The following is a 14,371-nucleotide window of genomic DNA, read 5'->3' as shown; positions in this document are numbered from 1 at the left end:
CGGGCCCACCCGTCGGTTCTAATAAGCCATCCAACCAATTGAACAGCCGTTCTTCCAAAAGCTCCCCGCCGATAACGGATCAGCGCTTATGTTGCATACTATAACACCGGACAAGGATTGCATAAGCCCTCTGTCCGGTGCATGAACATCGAATTAACCGCCCAGTCCGACGCTTTAGTAGACCTCGAAACCGTGGGCCTTGAACTGGTCGTGGACGCGCTTTTTCAGTTCTTTGGACGGGCCTTCCTTGGTTTCCAGCGGATATGGGATGCCGAGCTGGTGCCACTTCGGGCGGCCGAGCTGGTGGAACGGCAGCACGTCGATATGTTCGACGGCATCGCCGAAGGTCTCGCAGATCTTGGCCACGTTCTCGACGTTCTCGACGCTGTCGGTAAGGCCAGGAACAAGGACGAAACGCACCCAGATCTTCTTGCCAGCCTTGTTCAAGCGCTGGCCGAATTGAATGGTCGGGGCGAGCTGGCTGCCGGTGACCTTGTGATAGGTCTCCTCATCGCCGGATTTGACGTCGAGCAGGCACAGATCGATGTCATCGATCATCTCGTCGGTCCAGTCCTTGTTGAGGAAGCCGGAGGTGTCGAGGCAGGTGTGGATGCCTTCCTGGCGCACCGCGTGGAAGACGCGCGAGACGAATTTGCCCTGCATCATGGACTCGCCGCCGGAAAAGGTGACTCCACCACCGGTGCTCTGGAAAACGTCCTTGTAACGGGTGACGCGCTCGATCATGTCATCGAGATAGACCGGCTGGCCGTCGCGCATCTTCCAGGTGTCGGGGTTCTGGCAGAACTGGCAACGCAGCGGGCATCCGCTCATGAACACCGTCATTCTGGTTCCCGGCCCGTCGACGGAGGTGTTGATGTCCCAAGAATGGACGAAGCCGATGTCGCCGGTGCGCAGCGCACTGATGCGGTCGTGGCGATCGAGGCCAATAGGAGATTCAAAGCCCGAGAGACCGCCCATCAACGTGTGCTTGGCATATACTTTCGACTCCTTGAGCATGTGCTGCGTCGTGGTTCTAAACTGAGTGGTTTCGGACATCATTGCCCTCCTTGTCAAATTCTGCTTTCCATACTATCGGATTTCAAGCTTAAATCCCAGCCGCTCGGTGCGCCTCAAGCACAATGTGACGCACTGAATATTCCATAGCTGAAAACCGCTGATCCTTGGCGTTTATTCCTAATCCAAAGCGGTTTCCAAGGCCATGAAACATGATTGAAGGGACGGAACCAGAGCCCCGCCCCTTCAATCAGCATTCACCACATTACTTCAGGTGAGCCGTCACTCGGTGACAGCGCCCTGGTGGAACGTACGGGAAATGATATCGAGCTGCTGCTCGCGGGTGAGCTTGACGAAGTTCACGGCATAGCCCGAGACACGCACGGTGAGGTGCGGATACTTCTCAGGATGCGCGACGGCGTCCTCAAGCTGTTCCTTGCGCAGCACGTTGATATTGGCGTGGTAGAGGCCATGGCCATTGCCGGAATCAAGGATGCCGACCAGATTGGTGACTCGCTCTTCCTCGTCACGGCCAAGGCCGTCAGGGGTGATCGTGTTGGTCAGCGAAATGCCATCCAACGCGTCGTTGTAGTCGATCTTGCCGACCGAGAACATGGACGGCAGCATGCCGTGCGAATCCATGCCGTTCTCCGGGTTGGCACCAGGAGCATACGGAGTGCCCTTCTTGTGTCCGCTCGGGAAGGAGCCGGTCGCCTTGCCGTAGACCACGTTCGAGGTGATGGTCAGGATGGACTGCGTCGGAACCGCGTTGCGGTAGACCGGCAGGGCCTTGATCTGATCCATGACCGTGGAGACGGTCCACTTGGCGAGCTCATCGGCGCGATCGTCGTCGTTGCCGTAAATCGGGAAGTCGCCGACCGTGCGGTAGCCGACCACCAGGTCGTCGTCCGCGCCTTCGACATACTCGTCCTCATGGCCTTCGAGGTTCTTCGCATCCTTGTTGTAGATCGGATAGACCTTCGCATACTTCAGAGCGGAGAGAGAATCGGCGGCAATCGACAGGCCGGACATGCCGCAACCGAGGGTGCGGTAGACTTCCTTGTCGTGCAGGGCCATCTCAACGGCCTCATACGCATACTTGTCATGCATATAGTGGATGATGTTCAGCGCTTCGACGTAGGTCTCGGAGAGCCACTCAAGGGCCTTCTCGTAGTTGTCCTTGACCTTCTGATAGTCAAGGGTGCCGTCGGCTTCGGGCTCGATCGGATCGATGACGCCCTTGTCGATGACCTGCATACCGGTCATCTCGTCACGGCCGCCGTTGATCGCGTAAAGCAGGGCCTTCGCGGAGTTCACGCGAGCGCCGAAGAACTGCATCTGCTTGCCAACACGCATCGGGGAAACGCAGCAAGCGATGGCCGCGTCGTCGCCCCAGTGGTTGCGGATGTCGCGATCGGACTCATACTGGATGGCCGAGGTGTCGATGGAGGTGCGGGCGCAGAAGCGCTTGTAGCCTTCAGGCAGCTTGGCATCCCAGAAAATCGTGATGTTTGGCTCCGGTCCTGGTCCAAGGTGGTCCATGGTCAGGGTCGCGAGCAGACGGAACGAGGTCTTGGTGACCATGTGGCGTCCGTCATCGCCGAAGCCCGCATCGGACCAGGTGGCCCAGTACGGATCGCCGGAGAAGATGTTGTCGTAGTCCTTCGTACGCAGGAAGCGGACGATACGCAGCTTCATGACGAGCTGGTCGATGATCTCCTGGGCATCGGTCTCGGTGATCTTGCCGTTCTTCAGATCGCGCTCGAAGTAGCAATCGAAGAAGGCGGAGTTACGGCCGAAGCTCATGGCCGCGCCATCCTGGCTCTTCACGCTGGCGAGGTAGCCCATATAGGTCCACTGCACGGCTTCCTGAGCAGTCTGCGCCGGACGGGAGAGGTCGAGGCCATACTCGTTGCCGAGGTTGATGAGTTCCTTCAGGGCCTTGATCTGGTCGGAATGCTCTTCGCGGAAGCGGATCCAATGCTCGATCTCAGCCTCGGTGAAGTCATTGCGATAAGGAATCGAATCCTTGTCGATCTTCTTCTGGGCGATCAGATAGTTGATGCCATAGAGGGCGACACGGCGGTAATCGCCGATGATGCGGCCACGGCCGTAAGCATCGGGCAGGCCGGTCAGGATCTTGTTGTGGCGGGCAAGCTTGATCTGCTTGGTGTAGACGCCGAAGACGCCGTCATTGTGGGTCTTGCGGTACTTGGTGAAAATGGTCTTGATGTTGGGGTCAGGCTCCTTGCCCGCCTCAATGATGGCCTGCTCGACCATACGCCAGCCGCCGTTCGGCATCATGGCGCGCTTGCAAGGCTCATCGGTCTGCAGGCCGACGATCACGTTATCGTGTTCCTTGTCCATGATGTAGCCGGGGCCGAAGTTGTCGATGCCGGCCGGGGTGTGGGTGTCAACGTCATACACACGCTGCTTGCGCTCTACGGCAAGCTGGTTGTTGTCGAGATACTCCCACATTTCCTTGGTCTTCGGGGTCGCCTTGGCGAGGAAGGACTCGTCGCCGTCATACGGCGTATAGTTCTTCTGGATGAAATCACGAACATCGATTTCCTTTTGCCAATTTCCTCCGACGAAGCCATTCCAGGCCTTTGCCTGAAGCTCTTCGGCAGAGAGAGCAGTCTGATCTACTGCGGTCATATAACACTCCTTGTTAATGGAGCAACGCATCTTCACGTTGCGTTCGTCTACCATTGTAGAGTGGGATGTGTCACAAAAAGCCAAAATCGGTGTGAGCTACGTCACTTTTTCATTTTCAACGCCGTTATCTCATTTTCCGAAAATGAGCTGTAATGCTATAAACCCTTATGCAAGAACGATTTGCAAGAATGTCTATTTTCTGGAGTGCATACGATTCTTGCCCAAAAATAAAGTGATGTAAGTCACATTTTCATTTCAAGTCAAGAGAAACGGGCCGATAAACAACGCTCGCCTATCAGCCCGTATCCTCAAGTAATTCAGTTCCGAAGATATTCGGAAATCCGAAGCCAACGCCTGTTAGTCGTCGGAGTCATCCTCATCGTCTTCATCATCGTTGTCTTGACCGGCCTTATCCCAAGCGTTCCATTCCTTGTTCTGCTCTTTCCACTTGAGATTGCGCTTTTTGGCGATCTTGCCTGCGTCTTCGGCGTCCTTACGCGACTGATAGGGGCCAAGACGCTGATCCAACGGGGAAAGCTTGCCCAGTTCGGGCTTTTTGGTCACGATGTTGAAATACCACTGCCCGTTTCCATCGTCATCGTTCGTGTACTGCGTGTCCTTTGCCATCGCCATTCCCCTTTATCGCCAATGCCAGCGTTCCAACCATAGCCCAGACCGGTCGTTGTATGAGCCGGGCTTACCCGTGGGCGTAGCCGCCGGCTCAGCCGCGCATATTGTAATCCGCGCAAAGCGTGTTCATCGCGTCTAGATATTTGTACATGTAGACAAGCTGCAAGGCATACAGCGCCAAATCAACGACGAACAGGAACGGAACGAAGAACGCGCCAATGAGGACGGGAATCTCGAAGAAGCTGGGCAGGGCGTTGAACAGCCAGAACGTGGTGGCCGTGATCTCTGGCGGCTGGTATCCCCTGCGCTGCAGCTCGTTGCCGACGCGGTCGCTCATCTTGTGGAACCAGACGAGCGTGCCGATTCCGAAAGTGATCGGGCCGACGAGGAAATAGAGCAGGCAGTAATGCATGGTCTTCTTGCCGTCATAGCGGCTGGCGATGGTGTTGAGCGCATCCGTCGCGCCGGTCATGATCACGATGTCGTAGATACCCAGCGTGATGAAGCCCAAGAGTATCCATTTGACCAAGCTGCGGTTGGTGTTCAATTGCCCGACGGGACGCGCATTGGCCGGCAAGGCGTTGGGTTGCGGCTGGTAGTTCTGCACCGGAGCCGCAGCATACGCGGGTTCCTGCATCACTGGCTGTTGCGGCGCGACAAACTGTTGGGGGTCCTCCATCATTGGCTGGGAGGCGTATTGAGCCGAATCCTGCATGGCGAACTGCGAAACGTCTTGCTGCGGCTGCTGGTAGTTTGGCGCGACCGGAGCCTCGAATTGCTGAAGATTCTGGGCGTTCTGGAAGTCGAACTGCGATGGTTGCTGGGTCTGCGGGGCTGGCATCGGCATCTCGTCAAGCGGCTGATTGGGCTGGGGAACGGCACCGGTTTGAGGCATCGGCTCGGCGGCATTGCCTGCACCGGACGAAGACTGCGGAAGCGGTGGAAGCGGGACATTGGGCTGCGGTATGGGATTGGACATGTGCATTTCTTTCTTCTTCGCGGGCCGGTGATCCACAATGGACTTCTTCGCCCAAAGCAAAATCATAATCAACCCACGCTACCAAACGCAACCCATCTGGGGCGTTTGCCCAAATTGCAAGTAAACGGGCTGCATCCCGAGGCGTTTTGGCAGCCTGCATCTACGACCATGTTGCGAATTCCGCCGGAATTCCGCCTCTGGAATGTAATTTGTTGCGTTTATTCGCGGAAGGCGCTGGTCACGGGCAGACGGCGGTCACGGCCGAACGCCAGCGAGGTGACCTTGGGGCCAAGCGGGTACTGGCGGCGCTTCCATTCGGCGCGGTCGACCAGACGCATCACCGTGTCCACCGTCTTCTCGTCGAAGCCGTCTTTCAAGAGATCGGCGCGGCCGTGGGCCTTCTCAATATAAGCCTCGAGGACCTTGTCGAGCAGGACGTATTCGGGCAGCGAATCGGAATCCTTCTGACCGGGACGCAGTTCGGCGCTCGGGGCCTTTTCGATGCTGGCCACGGGGATCATCACGCCGTCTTTGAGCGGCACTCCCGCTCCCCCGTTCTCGTTGCCGACGATCTTCAAACCGCCGACCCCGACTCCGGCCGCGGCGGCGCGATTGCGCCAGCGGGAAAGCTCCCAGACACGGGTCTTGAGCAAATCCTTGATCGGCGCGTAGCCGCCCACCGCGTCGCCATAGATGGTGGAATAGCCACAGGCCAGCTCGGACTTGTTGCCGGTGGCGAGCGCCAACAGGTTCTTGGAATTGGAATAGGCCATGACGATGACGCCGCGGATGCGCGCCTGCAGGTTCTCGGCGGCCACCCCGTCGAGGTCCAGTTGGGCCTGGAAGGCCTTGAACAACGGCTCGATGGGCTGGATGTCATAATGGGCGCCGATGTTGCGCGCCAGATCCGCGGCATCGTCCTTGGAACCGCTTGAGGAATACATGCTCGGCATCGAGATGCCTTGCACGTTCGCCCCGCCCACGGCGTCCGCCGCCATCGCCGCGACCAGCGCGGAATCGATGCCGCCGGAAAGGCCGAGCACGACACCTGTGAAATGGTTCTTGGCCATGTAGTCCTTCAACCCCAGGACGCAGGCCGTGTAGACCTCTTCGTCGGGATCGCGCGGCTCGGCGATGGCACCAACCTTTTGACGCGCGACGGATGAATCGAAATCGAAGTAACTCAGGTCCTCCACGAACATCGGCGAACGTTCGAGAAGCGTGCCGTCGGCGTCGACCACGAAGCTGCCTCCGTCGAAGATCAGGTCGTCCTGGCCGCCAACCTGGTTCAGGTAGATCAGCGGGGCGCTGACCTCATGCGCACGGCGAATGGCGAGATCCTGGCGCGTATGGGTTTTGCCCTCCTCATACGGTGAGCCGTTGATGGTGAGCAGCACATCGATACCCTCATGAGCGAGCTGCGCCACCGGGCCGCCATCCTGCCAGATGTCCTCGCAGATGGCCACGCCGACCTTCACGTCGTCGATGTCAAGGATGACGGAACGCTGGCCGGACTCAAAGATGCGGAACTCGTCGAACACGCCGTAATTGGGTAGAAAATGCTTGTCGTAGGTCGACCACACCGAGCCGCCATGCAACACCACAAGCCGGTTTGTGGGCTTCGCCGAATCTGCGGCGCCTCCGACCACACCGAGACGTTCGGCCGCCGTGTCATCGTCCTCGGCGGCCTTGGCGCCACCCCCATTTACCGTGCCAACGGTGCCAACGACCACATAAAGTCCGCCCAGGCCCTCCTTCTCCAGCGTCTTCGCCAGCTCATCGGCCTTGTCCGCCGCGGCCTTGCGGAAGGTGGCGCGGAACGCCAGGTCCTCGATGGGGTATCCGGTAAGCGTCATCTCGGGGAACACGACCACCTGAGCGCGGTTGAGGGCTGCCATACGCGCGAATTGCAGAACGGTGGAGGCGTTGCCGTCGAGATCGCCCACGCACGTGTCGATCTGGGCCAAAGCGAAACGAAGTTGAGTCATGCTGCCATCATACCCATACGTTGGAAACCCCAAATATCGCGGGACACACCTGCAGGCTTCCGGCATCGCACCTATCCACCGTGATGGTTTTGGGGCATTCCAACGCAAGCACCGCTGTGAACACATCTTTATGTATTACAGTTTCTGTGTGCCGTGGCGAGCGCAAACCTTTCGCATACCACCAAAAAGCAATGCCGAATAGCGTTAGCCTACCGGCTGATTTGCCTCAGGTCTGTGACAAGTGGGAAAATGAAACCTATGACTCAAGTAATCATGCATACCACCGAGGGCGACATCGCCCTGAACCTCTTCGACGACAAAGCGCCGGAAACCGTGAAAAATTTCATCGGCCTGGCCACTGGCGACAAGGAATGGACCAACCCCGAGACCGGCGAGAAATCACACGATCCCTTCTACGACGGCCTGACCTTCCATCGCATCATCAAGGACTTCATGATCCAGGGCGGCTGCCCGCTGGGCAACGGCACCGGCGGCCCCGGCTATGACTTCGACGACGAGATCGTCGAGGACCTCAAATTCGACGAGCCCTTCAAGCTCGCGATGGCCAACGCCGGCGTGCGTCGTGGTCGCGACGGCAAGATCCACGGCACCAACGGCTCGCAGTTCTTCATCACCACCGTGCCGACCCCATGGCTCAACGGCCATCACACCATCTTCGGCGAGGTCGCGGATGACGCGGGCAAGTCCGTGGTCGACCGCCTGCAGAACCTGCCCACCGACGGCAGCGACATGCCGCTCGAGCCGGCCGGCATCGTCTCGGTTGAAGTCGTGAAGTAAGCGCAACCACTTTTAGAGCGGACGTATAAAGTCCCTCGCCATCCCAGTATCGATGGCGAGGGACTTTCGTATACACGATGAAACTTTGGAACCCAAGCCTGGTGAACCAAAAGCGCGACCAAAAGCACATAAAAACGCACCTTTTCATGCTTTCGGTCGCATTTACGAAAGGGATGCGACGAAAAGCTCACCTTTTCATGCTTTTCGTCGCGCCTAACAGCCACAAACCACTAACGCATTACATCTTGCGCATGTGCGGGACGGCGGAGTCCTTGGCGCCGGTCAGGCGGTAGACGTCGAAGACGCCATCGATCTTACGCACCGCACTCAGGAGCGTGTTCATGTGCTGCGGGTCGGCCATTTCGAAGGAGAACTGGCTGGTGGCCACACGGTCGGAGCCGGTGGCGACGCTGGCGTTGATGATGTTGACGCCATGGTCGGAGAGCACTTGGGTGACATCGGTCAACAGGTGCGGCCGGTCAAGCGCCTCGACCTGGATTTTGACCATGAACAGGCCCTTGGCGCTGGTCCAGGCGACCTCGACCACGCGATCGGGATGCTGCTTCTCGAGGTTCAGCATGTTCTGGCAGTCGGCGCGGTGCACCGAGACGCCTTCGTTCTTGGTGACGAAACCAACGATCTTGTCGCCGGGGACCGGGGTACAGCAGCGGGCGAGCTTGACCCACACGCCTTCCACGCCCTTGACCGAGATGCCGAGCTTGTTGGTGTCACGGCGGCGTTCGGCGTGCTTGAGCGGCAACGCCTCCTGCTCGACGTCCTCCTCGACCTCGTCCTGTCCGGCGTCCTTGACCAGCCGGGAGATGACGTTCTGCGTGGAGACCTGGCCATCTCCGATGGCGGCGAACACGGCGTCGGCGTTGTCGAAATTGAGCTCGTCGGCCACACCGACCAGCGCCTGAGGGGTCAAAAGGTTGGAGACCGGAAGGTTGCGCTTGCGCATGGCACGGGTGAGTTCGTCCTTGCCCTCATCGATGGCCTCGCTGCGGCGTTCCTTGCTGAACCACTGGCGGATCTTGTTGCGCGCCTTCGGGCTCTTGACGAAGCTCAACCAGTCGCGGGACGGTCCGGCGGTCTCGGACTTGGACGTAAGAATCTCAACCGTATCACCGCTTTCGAGCACCGTGTCGAGCGGGACGAGGCGGCCATTGACACGCGCGCCCATGGTGCGGTGGCCGACCTCGGTGTGCACGGCGTAGGCGAAATCGACCGGCGTGGCGTGGGCCGGCAACGAGATGATCTTGCCCTTCGGCGTGAACACGTAGACTTCGGCGCTGCCCAGATCCTCTTTGAGCGACCCGAGGAATTCATCGGAATCCGGGGTCTCGCTGGTCCAGTCGGCCAGCTGCTGGATCCACTTGAGGTTGTCGGCCTCGCTTAAGTCCTGGTTCTCTTCGCTTTCGCGCTTGCGGTCGCCCTTGTCCGGCTCGCTAAGCTTTCGTCCGGCCTGCCCGTTCTCCTTGTACTTCCAGTGGGCGGCGATGCCGAATTCGCTGCGGCGGTGCATGTCCCAGGTGCGAATCTGGATCTCGACGGGCTTGCCGCCAGGACCGACCACCGTGGTGTGCAGGCTCTGGTACATGTTCATCTTCGGCATGGCGATGTAGTCCTTGAACCTGCCGGGGATCGGGCTCCAGCGGGCGTGGACGGCGCCGAGGGCCGCGTAGCAGTCCTGGATGGTGTCGACGATGATGCGCACGCCGACCAAGTCGTAGATGTTAGAGAAATCGTGGCCACGCACGATCATCTTCTGGTAAATCGAGAAGTAGTCCTTCGGCCGGCCGGTGACGGTGGCCTTGATGTGCTGATCGGCGAGGTCCTCGTTGATCTCGCTGATAATCTGTTTCAGATAGACGTCGCGCTGGCCGGCGCGGCGGTTGACGAGCACGACGATCTCGTTGTAGATCTTGGGATAGAGGACCTTGAAGCTCAGTTCCTCGAGTTCCGTCTTGATGGCGTTCATGCCGAGCCTGTTGGCCAAGGGCGCGTAGACATCGAGGGTCTCGCGGGCCTTGCGCTGGGCGTTGGAGGGCTTGACATAGCGCCATGTGCGGGCATTGTGGAGGCGGTCGGCCAGTTTGACGACGAGCACGCGCACGTCGCGGCTCATGGCCACCACCATCTTGCGGATGGTCTCGGCCTGCGCCGAATCGCCGACCTCCATGTTGGTGAGCTTCGTGACGCCATCGACCAGGCCGGTGACGGTGTCGCCGAATTCCGCACGGCAATCATCAAGCGTGTAATCCGTGTCCTCAACGGTGTCATGCAAAAGGCCAGCGGCGACGACAAGCGAGCCCATGCCAAGATCGGCCAGAATCTGGGCCACTGCCAAGGGATGAATGATATAAGGCTCACCGGAACGACGGCGCTGGTTGCGGTGCTGCCAGACGGCCCTGCGGTAGGCGCGTTCAAGGATGCCCAAGTCGGCATCGGGATGGTGCGCACGGCAGGCGCGCACGATGGGCTGCAGCGGGTCGAGCGGGTCGGTGCTGATCTCGCAGCCCAGCATCCTCGCCGAATTGTTGTCCGAAACCGTATCGACCATGTCCGCTCCCCTCACATCTCTGCGTTCATTCTATCCGATTGGAAGACGGCTTGTGCTATTCGCTCGCCATTCCCGTGGAACCGAACCCACGCTCCGCCCGGTCGCTGCCTGGCAGTTCCGTCGCGGGCACGAACCGGGCCTCGACGTAACGCTGGATGATGAGCTGCGCGATGCGGTCGCCGGCGTGGAGCGCCACCGTATGCTCCGGATCGAGGTTGATCAGCGGCACCTTGATCTCGCCGCGGTATCCGGCGTCGATGGTGCCGGGCGCGTTCAATACCGTGACGCCTGACTTGATCGCCAAGCCGGAACGTGGATGCACCAGCCCGACATACCCGTTGGGCAGTGCGATGCAAACCCCCGTGGGCACCAAGGCGCGTTCGAAGGGCTTGAGCTCGATATCCTCCGTGGTCGTCAGGTCCGCGCCTGCGTCACCTGCGTGCGCGTAACGCAGAGCCGGCACGTTCCCGTCGGCATCGGACTTCAGGAGCACTTCGACGTTTTCGGGTTCGTTGTAGCTTTCGGAATAAGCCATCAGGCGGCGCACTCCTTGCACACCGGGCCGTCGGGACCCATGTGGTCGAGCTGGCTGCGGTGCTTGACGAGGAAGCACTCCGAGCAGATGAACTCGTCGCCCTGCATGGGGATCACGGTGACCGACGAATCCTCGTTACTCAGGTCCGCGCCGGGCAGCTCGTAGTCCTCGGCGATGGCGTTCTCGTCATCGTCGATGTCCTCGGCCGAATCCCGATTGCTCTTGCTCAGCGCCTGAAGGGATTCCTCGTCCTCGTCCTTGTTACGGGGGGAATCATAATCCTGGGCCATTGGTCGTCCTTTCTTATTGGTTCACGGTATGTTATACCGATGGCATCCACGTCACAAATGTTTTTACGGGCTAAAGGATACACGATTTAGCAAATTCGTAAAGTACGACACGAGGGACATAATGGAATAAAGTGAAATTCTCGAGGTTTTGTCATTTCAGGAAAGTGGTGCTTGTATGCCAGTGAGTTCAGTTCAGGAGGCACAGTTCGACCATGTCGACGAGGACGGCGAGCTGGTGTTCCGCGCTAGGGGGCTTAAGTTCCGCATAGCGGTTGATGACACGCTGGAGCACGCCATACTCGAGGCGCGCCAAATCATCAGCGAGACCGGCGAGGCGGAGAACCCGGGGCTTGCGCAAACCCTACCTATTTCAAGCATTCAGGCGCTTATCCGTGCCGGCGCGCAACCCGACAAGGTCGCGGAGAAATACGGGCTCAGCCAGGCGCTTGTGCGTCGTTTCTCAGCGCCCGTCGAGACCGAAAAACAATACGCCATCGAGCAGTTCCTTTCGGTTTCGGCGCCCAAAGGAAGCAAGGTGCGTTCCGTCGAGGAGCTCATCGCGCGCACGCTGGCGGCGGCCCGAATCGGCATGGAGTCAGTGACGTGGGGCGCGACACGCCGGGGGCGCGAACCTTGGCGAATCACCGCCACTTTCAGCACCCAGCGCAATCGCGTGCGGGCCGAATGGACCTGGAACATGCATGACAATACCGTCGAATGCCGCAACGCCGTCGCGCAGATCCTCTTGGGCGAGACCAAGACGGGTCAGGCATCCACTGCGAGTAGTGACGCCGGATCCTCGAATGCCACTTCGAGCAATACCTCTGCCCGCCAAAACACGGCGCAGAATGTTCAAACCGAGCAGACCTCGGTTCAGCCGAATCTGCCCGCAAATGGCAATGACGAGGCGGCCGCCACGGAACTTGGCGGCAATCGCCAATTGCCAGGTGACTCGGTGCGTTCGGCGCGTATCGCCAACACGGTGGCTTCGATGCAGGAGCAGCCTCAGCACGTCCAGCCAGCAGGCGGCGCAGCAAAGCGGGAAGCGCAGCCCGAGAAGCGCGATTTAACCGCAACGCAGGCCCAGGAAAGTGCCGCCGGCAGCGGATCGGCCTCATTGCCGTATCCCGCGCCCGCCACGCGACAGCAACCGGCATCCGCCACGTCACGGCCTTCCGATGCCGCGACACAGACGATGGCACCGGTGGACGCGTTCTCATTGCCATTGCCCAACCGCGCGCCTGCCGCGCAGCCCCAGCTTTTCACCCCGCTCAATGACAAGGCCGAGCAAACCACACACAACAATCGCTCCGATGCCTCTTCCAACGAGAAATCACAGGAAAGCACGACCGACCATGACGAACGCAAGCATGGCAAACGCAAGTCGGGCCGCTCAGCGGTGCCCAGCTGGGACGAGATCCTCTTCGGAGAGTGAGATCAGCAAATTAATCCTGAAACCGTGCCTTTTGATCAAGGCACGGTTTTTTATTCGCCGACAAACCCATCGCGACTTTTAAAGCGCCGATCCGGACCAGTGCCGGTCATCTCATCAGGCCACATCGATCAGACAGGGAATCTCCCGTTCCAAACGCGTCAATGAGCCGTGAACGCCGAGCAAACCCATCGACCCCTCGCTTTGGGTGCGGGAATCGACGACGGTGACATTGCCTTTGGCGCAGACGACCACATCGCCGATCAACGGCCTGACACGCGCTTCAACGTCGCCGTAGAGTCCGCGTTCGATGGCCTCGTCACGGCTATAGATCTGTGCAACATCACCTAATTCGTCACGCCAGCGCGCCGCCATGGCGTTAACATCCGCTTCCGGTTCGGCGTAAAGCATCACCATGCGGGGCTCTCCGGCGACCAAGGCGACGTCACGGATCAGGTTGGGCCTATTCGCGATGTCAACCCGATTGGCCGGATCGACCTCCACCATTCCATGGTCGGCGACAATCACCATCAGCGTGCCGGGTTTCAACCCACGCCGCAACGTCCGCAGCTGCTCGTCTGTGCTCTCCAAGGCAGCGGCCCACTCCTCGCCGAACGGACCATGGTGGTGGCCGGTCTTGTCGACGTCCTCCACATAGTAATACGTAAGCCCTGGCTTGGCGGCGGCTTTGATGGCGGCTCGCACGCGCAATTCCTCGTGACGTGAGCCTTCGTACTCACCACCTCGTAAAGCAGCCTTGGTGAGACCGGAATGGGCGAATTTAGGCAAGCCAACGCTGGTGACACGCACACCAGCCCGTTCGAGACGCTCGAAAATCGTAGGCTGCCGCTGGAGTTCCTCAGGATCGGGAGCGCCGGCGAAGCTGATGAGCTGGCCCAATCCCCCCGTTTCCTCGTTGCGCTGGGTGAAGCCGGTCATGCCCGTCATGCCCGGGCAGGTGCCGGTGCCGAATGCGCCCATGACGATCGGCGTGGTGCTGGGGATACAGGTCGCGATCGGTTTTATATTACGTTCCTGATTCATCAGGCCGCGCAGATAAGGGGCGTGGCCGGCACGCATGGCCATGTTCCAGAATCCCAGACCGTCCACCAGGACGATGACCGCCGAGTCGGCTTGCGGAAAACCCAGAGCCACCCTTGCGGCTTCAGGATCGGGATGGACCGGTGTCGGCATGGGATGGCCGATGGACGCGCTCAAAGCGGGAAGCACCGCGGAGATATGCCGGGAGCTGCCATACGCGTCGATTTGGCGGAATTTCAGCAGTTCATCCATCGGTTCGGCTTCAACACTCATGCCCCCATTCAATCACCGCGCACCGAAAAACGCCGAATCAGCCAAGGCTTCATTCTCCCAGCCTCCCTTCGCCATTCACTGTTTTCTCTCCGAGCATTCGTTTATTCCCCGCCTATAAGTTTTGACCTATCCGATGAGCCAATGCCGACGAGGGGAAACGGTATGATAAG

Annotated in this window: 11 protein-coding genes; 2 read left to right on the top strand and 9 right to left on the bottom strand. The window is 59.5% G+C overall.

Annotated elements, in window-relative coordinates; genetic code table 11:
• Positions 1-174: 174 nt before the first annotated feature.
• The 5 genes from pflA to OZX73_RS03180 all read right to left on the bottom strand — a co-directional run bounded on the left by pflA (position 175) and on the right by OZX73_RS03180 (position 7,269).
• Entirely contained in the window at positions 175-1,056 is an 882-nt protein-coding gene (gene pflA, locus OZX73_RS03200) for a pyruvate formate-lyase-activating protein (RefSeq protein ID WP_277150908.1), read from the bottom strand.
• A 240-nt stretch (positions 1,057-1,296) separates the two neighbouring features.
• A complete protein-coding gene (pflB, locus tag OZX73_RS03195; protein ID WP_277150599.1) occupies positions 1,297-3,672 on the bottom strand; it encodes a formate C-acetyltransferase in 2,376 nt (791 codons plus the stop codon).
• Between the two features lie 357 nt (positions 3,673-4,029).
• Entirely contained in the window at positions 4,030-4,299 is a 270-nt protein-coding gene (locus OZX73_RS03190; RefSeq protein ID WP_277150597.1) for a hypothetical protein, read from the bottom strand.
• A 94-nt stretch (positions 4,300-4,393) separates the two neighbouring features.
• The gene (locus OZX73_RS03185) at positions 4,394-5,281 is read right to left on the bottom strand and encodes a DUF4234 domain-containing protein (RefSeq protein ID WP_277150595.1); all 888 of its coding nucleotides are present in this window, start codon (positions 5,279-5,281) and stop codon (positions 4,394-4,396) included.
• A 218-nt stretch (positions 5,282-5,499) separates the two neighbouring features.
• The gene (locus OZX73_RS03180) at positions 5,500-7,269 is read right to left on the bottom strand and encodes an NAD+ synthase (RefSeq protein WP_277150593.1); all 1,770 of its coding nucleotides are present in this window, start codon (positions 7,267-7,269) and stop codon (positions 5,500-5,502) included.
• A 258-nt stretch (positions 7,270-7,527) separates the two neighbouring features.
• On the opposite strand from OZX73_RS03180, the gene OZX73_RS03175 reads away from it, so the two are divergent.
• On the top strand, positions 7,528-8,067 hold the full coding sequence (locus tag OZX73_RS03175) for a peptidylprolyl isomerase (RefSeq protein ID WP_277150591.1): 540 nt from the start codon (positions 7,528-7,530) through the stop codon (positions 8,065-8,067).
• A gap of 238 nt (positions 8,068-8,305) precedes the next feature.
• Here OZX73_RS03175 and OZX73_RS03170 read toward each other — a convergent pair whose 3' ends face one another.
• The 3 genes from OZX73_RS03170 to OZX73_RS03160 are packed head-to-tail and all read right to left on the bottom strand — an operon-like array spanning position 8,306 to position 11,455.
• Complete coding sequence (locus OZX73_RS03170) at positions 8,306-10,630, bottom strand: bifunctional (p)ppGpp synthetase/guanosine-3',5'-bis(diphosphate) 3'-pyrophosphohydrolase (RefSeq protein ID WP_277150907.1); 2,325 nt, start codon at positions 10,628-10,630, stop codon at positions 8,306-8,308.
• Positions 10,631-10,685: 55 nt separating this feature from the next.
• On the bottom strand, positions 10,686-11,165 hold the full coding sequence (dut, locus tag OZX73_RS03165) for a dUTP diphosphatase (RefSeq protein WP_277150589.1): 480 nt from the start codon (positions 11,163-11,165) through the stop codon (positions 10,686-10,688).
• Entirely contained in the window at positions 11,165-11,455 is a 291-nt protein-coding gene (locus OZX73_RS03160) for a DUF4193 domain-containing protein (protein WP_277150588.1), read from the bottom strand. The genes dut and OZX73_RS03160 overlap by 1 nt, the downstream gene beginning before the upstream one ends.
• Positions 11,456-11,630: 175 nt before the next feature.
• Here OZX73_RS03160 and sepH point away from each other — a divergent pair, with 175 nt between their 5' ends.
• Positions 11,631-12,890, top strand: a complete 1,260-nt coding sequence (gene sepH, locus OZX73_RS03155; protein WP_277150586.1) for a septation protein SepH — start codon at positions 11,631-11,633, stop codon at positions 12,888-12,890.
• A 114-nt stretch (positions 12,891-13,004) separates the two neighbouring features.
• Here the strand turns inward: sepH and OZX73_RS03150 are convergent, their stop codons facing one another.
• Positions 13,005-14,201, bottom strand: a complete 1,197-nt coding sequence (locus OZX73_RS03150) for a nucleotide pyrophosphatase/phosphodiesterase family protein (RefSeq protein ID WP_277150584.1) — start codon at positions 14,199-14,201, stop codon at positions 13,005-13,007.
• Between the last annotated feature and the right edge of the window lie 170 nt (positions 14,202-14,371).

Origin of the sequence: Bifidobacterium sp. ESL0775 (assembly GCF_029395475.1) — a bacterium.
In the GTDB taxonomy this organism is placed as follows: Bacteria; Actinomycetota; Actinomycetes; order Actinomycetales; family Bifidobacteriaceae; genus Bifidobacterium.
This window is presented reverse-complemented; position numbering and strand designations above follow the sequence as displayed.

Bases quoted from the DNA above. Each gene is read 5' to 3' on its own strand.
- pflA (WP_277150908.1), bottom strand. From the start codon at position 1,056: ATGTCCGAAACCACTCAGTTTAGAACCACGACGCAGCACATGCTCAAG.
- pflB (WP_277150599.1), bottom strand. From the start codon at position 3,672: ATGACCGCAGTAGATCAGACTGCTCTCTCTGCCGAAGAGCTTCAGGCA.
- OZX73_RS03190 (WP_277150597.1), bottom strand. From the start codon at position 4,299: ATGGCAAAGGACACGCAGTACACGAACGATGACGATGGAAACGGGCAG.
- OZX73_RS03185 (WP_277150595.1), bottom strand. From the start codon at position 5,281: ATGTCCAATCCCATACCGCAGCCCAATGTCCCGCTTCCACCGCTTCCG.
- OZX73_RS03180 (WP_277150593.1), bottom strand. From the start codon at position 7,269: ATGACTCAACTTCGTTTCGCTTTGGCCCAGATCGACACGTGCGTGGGC.
- OZX73_RS03175 (WP_277150591.1), top strand. From the start codon at position 7,528: ATGACTCAAGTAATCATGCATACCACCGAGGGCGACATCGCCCTGAAC.
- OZX73_RS03170 (WP_277150907.1), bottom strand. From the start codon at position 10,630: ATGGTCGATACGGTTTCGGACAACAATTCGGCGAGGATGCTGGGCTGC.
- dut (WP_277150589.1), bottom strand. From the start codon at position 11,165: ATGGCTTATTCCGAAAGCTACAACGAACCCGAAAACGTCGAAGTGCTC.
- OZX73_RS03160 (WP_277150588.1), bottom strand. From the start codon at position 11,455: ATGGCCCAGGATTATGATTCCCCCCGTAACAAGGACGAGGACGAGGAA.
- sepH (WP_277150586.1), top strand. From the start codon at position 11,631: ATGCCAGTGAGTTCAGTTCAGGAGGCACAGTTCGACCATGTCGACGAG.
- OZX73_RS03150 (WP_277150584.1), bottom strand. From the start codon at position 14,201: ATGAGTGTTGAAGCCGAACCGATGGATGAACTGCTGAAATTCCGCCAA.